This window comes from Desulfococcus sp., assembly GCF_050178255.1.
Taxonomy (GTDB): domain Bacteria; phylum Desulfobacterota; class Desulfobacteria; order Desulfobacterales; family Desulfococcaceae; genus Desulfococcus; species Desulfococcus multivorans.
In genome coordinates, this window is record NZ_JBFXGG010000138.1 from 1 (window position 1) to 7,286 (window position 7,286).

Genomic DNA, 7,286 nt, shown 5'->3' on the forward strand with positions numbered 1-7,286 from the left:
TTGAAATTTATTCTCCGGACCTTCCCTCTTTTCGATGTTATCGACGACCTGGTTCGTCAAGCCAGGGTTCCTTACCCTCTGGGATTTTTTGTGCTTCTCTCGGTGGTGTTGGCCGTATTGGGGTATGCAGGAGGGGTGCTGCTTAACGCACGGCCCCTCTTGGCGGTTCTGCTGGGGCTGATATTGGCTGTTGCGCCGTTTTTCCATCTCAAGCTCAAGAAAGAGGCGCGACTGAAAAAATTCAGACAGCAGCTTCCCGAAGGTCTGGATCTCATCGCCCGGGCCCTGAGGGCCGGGCACGCATTTTCCAACGGCTTGAAGCTGGCTTCGGAGGAATTCGACGACCCCCTGGGCACCGAACTCAAGGAGACCATCGATGAAATCAACTATGGGCTCAGCAACCCCGAGGCCCTCAAAAACTTCGGTCGGCGGGTGGACTGCCAGGACCTGAACTTTTTTATCATCGCGGTCATCATCCAGCAGGAATCCGGGGGAAACCTGTCGGAGATCATCGAAAACATCACTCACATTATCCGGGAGCGGTTCAAGTTTTACGACAAGGTTCGCGCCCTTACCGCTGAAGGCCGCCTCTCCGCGCTCATTATCGCCGTTGCGCCTTTTTTTCTCTTTGCTTATTTCTATTTCACCAACCCGGACTATCTGGAGTTACTGTTGACCCACGATGTCGGCAGGTTCATGCTCGTGTTTGCCGCAGTAATGATGGTGATCGGTATATGGGTCATCAAGAAAATTGTCGATATCGAAGTCTGAAAGGGAGGGGCAACCATGACACCACTGTTTGACATGCCGGTATTGGCATCGGCAATTGTTTTTATAAGCATCCTGCTCTTGATAATGGGCATCCTGCAGGCCTATCGCCTGATGGCCCAGAAAGGCAAGGTCATCGAGAAGATACGCTCGGCCGGAGAAAGTGTTGATATTTCCCAAAATGATATGCTTCTTATCAATAGGGTTAACTCCTCCAAAGGACGATTTCAGAGCATTCTGCACGTTCTGGGATTCGTAGGTAAGCGGGTCGCCGGCGAGAAAACAGACGAATACGCCGCGTCGCGCATCAAATTCTTCAATGCCGGGATCCGCCGAAAAAATGCCGCCCACATCTTCTGGGGCGCCAAGATCGTGTTTTCCGTAGGCTTGATGCTGCTTTTTCTGATGATGCAGCTGATGTTTTTCAAGGGAATGACTTTCACCATTATCCTTCTGATGTGTGTGGGGTTTGCCTACATGGGGCTCTATCTCCCCGAGATCTGGCTGGATTTGAAGATTGCCAAAAGAAAGGAGCAGATCTTCAAGGGGCTTCCCGACGCCCTGGACTTGATGGTGGTCTGCGTCGAGGCCGGCATGGACCTCAACGCCGCCATCAACAAGGTGGCCGAGGAGCTTTACCTGACCTGTCCGCCTTTGAGCGAGGAGTTCAAGATCATGAGTCTGGAGACCCGGGCGGGCAAATCGCGGCAGAGCGCCCTTCGAAACCTTGGCATGCGGGTGGGCCTGGATGAAATGAACAATCTCGTAACCATGCTCATCCAGACCGACAAATTCGGCACCAGCTCCGCCCAGGCCCTCCGCGTTTATTCCGACACCTCCCGCGCCAAGCGGTTTTCCATTGCCGAGGAAAAGGCGGCCAAGCTCGGTGTCAAGATCCTGTTCCCGCTGATTTTTTTCATCATGCCGGCTGTCTTTGTCGTGTTGGTTGGACCGGGATTGATTCGAGTTTACGAAACGCTCATTGCCAATTAAGGGCAAGTCAGGAGCATAGGGATGCAACGATTACGAAGGGTGCCATTATTGAATATCACCGAATTTTTTGCAGGAATCGTATCGGTATGTCTTCTTTGGGGATGTGCCGGCGATCCCAATCTTTCCGGCGCCAGGACGACCCCCTATCAACTGGCGGCGGCCGAGGCCCTTTCGGAGCCCGACCCGGCTGATATGGAAACCGTTGCCAATCTTTCGCCCCAGGAGCTGGAGGAGCGGGGGGACGCTGAATACCGTCGGAACAACCTGCCCATGGCCGTGGTCCGATACGAACAGGCCCTTCGGAAATCTCCCAACCGTATCTCCGCCCATTACAAAAAAGGGGTGGCCCTGGCGGCGGGCAATGCGAACACCGAGGCTATCCAGGCTTTTCAGGCGGTCATCGACCGGGATCCGGGGCATGCTCTTGCCTATCAGGGCCTGGGAAGGGCCTGTTTTCTTCAAAAAGAATACCCGAAGGCTGAAAAAGCCTTCAAGACGGCTGTTTTTCTGAATCCCGACCTCTGGAAATCCCACAATTTCCTGGGCATCATCAGCGATTATTCAGGACGGTACGACGCCGCCGTCACCCACTACCTGGCCGCCGTCCGCCTCAAGCCTGACGAAGGCATGCTCTACAACAACCTCGGCGTCGCCCAGACCATGACCGGCCAACATGACGCGGCAGTGCAATCCTTCAACAAGGCCCGGGCCGCCGGGTACACCCATCCAAAGCTCTACAACAACCTCGGCATGGCCCTCGCCAATGCCGGCCGCTACGATGAGGCCCTCCAGGCATTTACCCAAAGCGGCGGCGCGGCCCAGGCATACAACAATATGGGATGCGTCTATCTGAGCCGAGGCCGGAAAGGCGAGGCGATCCAATGCTTTGAAACGGCGATCCGGCTCAACCCGGACTTCTACGAAACCGCTGCCGAGAATTTGCGGAGGGCGAAGAGCGCTCAGACAGCGCCTTCCCCGGCAACGCCGGCCTTGAAAAGCCCGCCTCAAACTCTTCTGAAACCCATGGAGATCGATTGATTCGCGACAAATTGTGAATAAACGGGAGGTTCGATCTCCGTGCCGTCAGAATGGCCGATGAAAAAATCCGGTGGTGTAGAGGTACAGACCCAGCACGATGCAAAAGACGATGAAAGCGCCGACGATCTGCTTCAGCCAATAGCCGATGGTGACGGCCACAATGCCGAACAGCATGAAAAAGGCCTTGGTCTGGAGGGTGTCGGGGAAACGGACGTAAAGATCGCTGAAGAGGTTTGACAGCATTTCAATTGCCCTGTGCTTGGGGTGAGCGCGGATGGTTCGATGATTTCCAACAAGATACCACAGCCGATTCACGGCTGTAATTATGCATAAAATCAGGCTGAAGTCCACCATTCTTTCAAAAACGATACGCAACATACTACAGCGACGTTTATGACAATGATCGGAAAGCGGCTGCAGGCTGAAAGGAATACAGGCACCGTTTGGCGCGAACGCACCCCTTCAGGCTTCAGTCTCTATAAACCGTACGGAGCGCCGGCCGGACCCCCCATGTACCGGCCCATAAATACCGAAAGTTGAATCCGAAAATAGAAGGAGAGGGGATATGAAAAAGGTTTTGGGGAAGCGGCTGTTGGAGGAAGGACTTGTCACCGGCGCCGATCTTCAGGCGGCCCTGGACCGCATGCGCACCTACGGCGGACGGCTGGGCAGCAACTTGGTCGCCCTCGGGCGGATCACCGAGGCGGACCTGGCCCGTTTTTTCGATTTTACCCCAAAACCGCCCAGGAAACCGGCTGAAACCCATCTGGATGAAAACGTCCTCAGGGACCTGGTGTTGAAGCACGCCCTGATGACCAAGAAGTTTTCCATCCAGAGCATGGTGGGCAGGACCAAGCTTCACGCGAACGTCATCGCCGAGATTGTCGGCGCCCTGAAAAATGACGGGTTGATCGAAATCGCCAAAGGCAACACCTCGTTTTCCACGATGCTCTACGAATACAACATCACCGAAGTGGGGCTTCACATGGCCAACGGCCTTATGGAGGAGTGCCGGTACGTTGGGCCGGCCCCGGTTTCCCTGGAAGACTATCGCGAGGCCGTGGAAATCCAGACCATCAAGAGCCTCGACGTGACCGAGGCGGATATCCGGAAATCCTTCTCGGACATCGTCGTGAGCGAGACCATGTTTCAGCGGCTCGGGGCGGCCATCAATTCCGGCAAGCCCATTTTCCTGTACGGTCCGGCCGGCGGCGGCAAGACGACCATCGCGGAGTGCATCGGCAGGAGCCTGCCCGGAGAGATCTATATCCCGTATGCCCTGCTGGTGGGCGGGCAGATCATCGTCGTGTATGACCAGGTCAGCCATGAGGCCGTCCCACAGCCCAAAAAGGACGACGATGAGGGCCACGATCAGCGGTGGATTCGTGTCAAGCGGCCGATTGTCATGGCCGGCGGCGAGATGACCCTGAAAACCCTTGACCTGGAGTTCAACCCGAATTCAAAATACTATGAAGCGCCGTTGCAGGTGAAGGCCGGCAACGGTATATTCGTTGTCGACGATTTCGGCCGTCAGCTCATCGATCCCCAGAGCCTGCTGAACCGGTGGATTGTTCCCCTGGATCGTCGGGTGGACTTCCTCTCGCTTCACACCGGCATGAAATTCGAGATCCCCTTTGATCAACTGGTTATCTTCGCCACCAACCTCGAGCCTGAAAAACTGGCGGACGAAGCCTTTCTGAGGCGTCTGCGCTACAAGATCAAGATCAACTATCCTACCCCCAGGGAATATCGGCAAATCTTCGAGGCGGTCTGCGATGCTAACCGGCTGCCTCTGGACGAGGAGGTCTTCGACTACCTCATCCGAAAATACGACGACGCCGGCATCAAGCCCATTGGTTGTCATCCCCGGGACCTGGTGGATCACATGATCGACGAGGCCTATTTCAAGCGGAAACCGCCGGCTATCACCAGGGAGGCCGTCGATTTCGCCTGGATGAATTATTTTGTCGATCTGTAGGAGAAATCTCCGACGAAATGTGATATGAGCAAAAAATTGGTTATAACCGAGTTCATGAAAGTGGATGACCTCAATCGCTAAAGGAACAATTCCCATGAAAAAATGCCGTCACATCTCCCTGTCGCTGATCTGTGCGTTCTTTATCTGTGCCCTGTCGACCGTCACCAGCATTGCAGGCGACGCAACGCTTCTGGACTTTCAAAACGCGCTCGGCATTCAAACGGATACCGCCTTTTTAGGCATGCCGCTCTCGGACATCAGGGAAGGGGACGTCATCGATGCCGTGGTGGTCGACGCCTCTAAAATGGGCGGGTGCAAGCCGGGCGACAGGGTCAAACTCTTTTTCATGGGAGAGGATAAGTGGATGGTCAAGCACCTGGACAGCGGCAACGCCGTCGACATTGTCACCGTCCACCAGAACGGAACCCTGAAGTTAGCCAAAACCGGAACCTACACACCGGCGACATCCGAAACCGCGCCGGCACCGACGACTTCGAATATGGATGACAGTCGGCATTTGACCGCCGTATTCAAGGCCGGTGGCTACTTCCCCAACAACGATCTGGATGATTTTGATACGGGGTTCAACGCCGAACTTGCCTTGAACCGCTATCTTTCGCCTTATTTCGCCCTGGAAGCGAGCATCGGGTATGCCAACACCGACGACGCCGCAAACGGGAATTTTTACGCTGTCGTAAATAATGATGTTTACACGATTCCGGCCCGAGCGGACGCCGACATTCATATCATCCCCGTAACGGCCAGTGCCAAGGGGGTGTTGCCGTTCAACCAGGGGGAGGTTTACCTGGGCGGGGGCCTGGGGGTATATTATGTTTATGGGGATTTTGATATCCAGGTTGCCGGTTTTGAAGTTACCGCCGACGACCATGATGCCGTTCTCGGTGCGCATATTGTGGCGGGGTTGAATATCAACATCGATAAAAGGGTGTTCCTCGGTATCGAGGGAAAGCGTATCTTTACGGATGAAGCGGAGTTAAGCGATACCATCGAAGATATTCCCATCGAGGCGGAATTCGACCTGAACGGCTACACATTGACAGGTCAGATCGGATACCGCTTTTAATCCCGGCCTTTGACGGGGTATGGGACATCGTTTGGTGGGGTGCGGGATCAGGGCGGACACACAGGTCCGCCCCTACGTTGACCGTGATTCCATACGATCCGACGTCGTGATCTGGGTTTGCCGCAACAGGCCCGCATATCGCGGTTGGTTTTCGGATTCCCGTAGGGGCGGACCTGTGTGTCCGCCCTTTTTGCTTCAGCCTCCCAATTTTTTTCGGGAACCCCAACAAAAAGCTTGACACCCTCAAACGGTTCCCGTAAACAGAGACAGTATTGCATTTTTTGTAAGTTATCATCAAAAGAGGATTATATACTTAAATGAACCCCTATGCCGGCAGCGTGTATTATTTCTGGTTTTATTTTTACGGCACCGCACGTCTGCCTGGGGTTCGCTGAGGTATACACACACATAACGAAGCGAAAGAGCCGAGGGCAGACCCGCCCGCGGCTCTTTTTTTTACTTAAAAAGGCCGCGGGGAGAAAAAACATCCCGGCGGCCTTTTTCGTTTCCTTAACCCAAAAGGAGACCCGACCATGAGCCCCGAAATGCAACGCACCTACGATGTCCGCGTCAAGGAATTCATCCCACTGCTGCCGCCCCAGGCACTGAAGGAGGAGATTCCCATCAGCTGGACGGCCGGCGACACGGTCATCGCCGGACGGAAGGCGATCGAGCGCATCCTGCACAAGGAAGATCCCCGCCTTCTGGTGATCACCGGCCCCTGTTCCATCCACAATGAGGAGGAGGCGCTCGAGTATGCCGAACGGCTGAATGTCCTGCGGGAGGCCGTTTCGGAAACCATATGCATCGTCATGCGCGTCTATTTCGAAAAACCCCGCACCAATGTGGGCTGGAAGGGTATGATCAACGATCCTTACATGGATGGTTCCTGCGACATTGTCGAGGGCCTCAGAAGGGCGCGGCGCCTCCTCCTGAAGATCACCGAGATGGGGATGCCCACGGCCACGGAAATGCTCGATCCCATTTCGCCCCAATACATCGCGGGGCTGGTCTGCTGGTCCGCCATCGGGGCGCGCACCACGGAATCCCAGACCCACCGCGAGATGGCCAGCGGCCTTTCCATGCCTGTCGGGTTCAAGAACTGCACCGACGGCGGCTTGACAACGGCGGTGAACGCCATGATCGCGGCGGGGAGCCCGCAGAGTTTCCTGGGCATCGATGCCGACGGCAGAAGCGCCGTCGTCAAAACCACCGGGAATCAGTACGCCCACATCGTTCTGCGGGGCGGACGTCGACCCAACTACGATTCGGTCAGCATCCGGGAGGCCGTGGACCAGCTCCGGGCGAAAAACCTTCTGGAGGCCATCATCGTCGACTGTTCCCATGCCAACTCCAGCAAGAAATACCAGAACCAGGCCCGGGTGTGGCAGGACTGCATCAACCAGCGCCTGGACGGCAACGACG

At 55.5% G+C, this 7,286-nt stretch carries 7 protein-coding genes; 6 read left to right on the plus strand and 1 reads right to left on the minus strand.

Annotation, left to right across the window (positions count from 1 at the left end; translation table 11 throughout):
* The 3 genes from AB7S84_RS15585 to AB7S84_RS15595 all read left to right on the plus strand — a co-directional run.
* The coding region (locus AB7S84_RS15585) for a type II secretion system F family protein (RefSeq protein ID WP_428155619.1) at nucleotides 1-771 on the plus strand (771 nt) is incomplete at its 5' end.
* 15 nt (nucleotides 772-786) lie between these two features.
* A complete protein-coding gene (locus tag AB7S84_RS15590; RefSeq protein WP_428155621.1) occupies nucleotides 787-1,761 on the plus strand; it encodes a type II secretion system F family protein in 975 nt (324 codons plus the stop codon).
* A gap of 21 nt (nucleotides 1,762-1,782) precedes the next feature.
* Entirely contained in the window at nucleotides 1,783-2,799 is a 1,017-nt protein-coding gene (locus AB7S84_RS15595; protein WP_428155623.1) for a tetratricopeptide repeat protein, read from the plus strand.
* Nucleotides 2,800-2,844: 45 nt separating this feature from the next.
* On the opposite strand, the gene AB7S84_RS15600 is transcribed toward AB7S84_RS15595, so the two are convergent.
* Nucleotides 2,845-3,042, minus strand: a complete 198-nt coding sequence (locus tag AB7S84_RS15600) for a hypothetical protein (protein ID WP_040416559.1) — start codon at nucleotides 3,040-3,042, stop codon at nucleotides 2,845-2,847.
* Nucleotides 3,043-3,364: 322 nt separating this feature from the next.
* Between AB7S84_RS15600 and AB7S84_RS15605 the strand changes: the two genes are divergently transcribed.
* The 3 genes from AB7S84_RS15605 to AB7S84_RS15615 form a co-directional block, all read left to right on the plus strand.
* The gene (locus tag AB7S84_RS15605) at nucleotides 3,365-4,777 is read left to right on the plus strand and encodes an ATPase (protein WP_428155625.1); all 1,413 of its coding nucleotides are present in this window, start codon (nucleotides 3,365-3,367) and stop codon (nucleotides 4,775-4,777) included.
* Nucleotides 4,778-4,871: 94 nt separating this feature from the next.
* Nucleotides 4,872-5,861, plus strand: a complete 990-nt coding sequence (locus AB7S84_RS15610) for an outer membrane beta-barrel protein (RefSeq protein WP_428155627.1) — start codon at nucleotides 4,872-4,874, stop codon at nucleotides 5,859-5,861.
* A gap of 533 nt (nucleotides 5,862-6,394) precedes the next feature.
* Nucleotides 6,395-7,286, plus strand: an 892-nt coding sequence (locus AB7S84_RS15615) for a 3-deoxy-7-phosphoheptulonate synthase (protein ID WP_428155629.1), incomplete at its 3' end; no start/stop codon positions are given.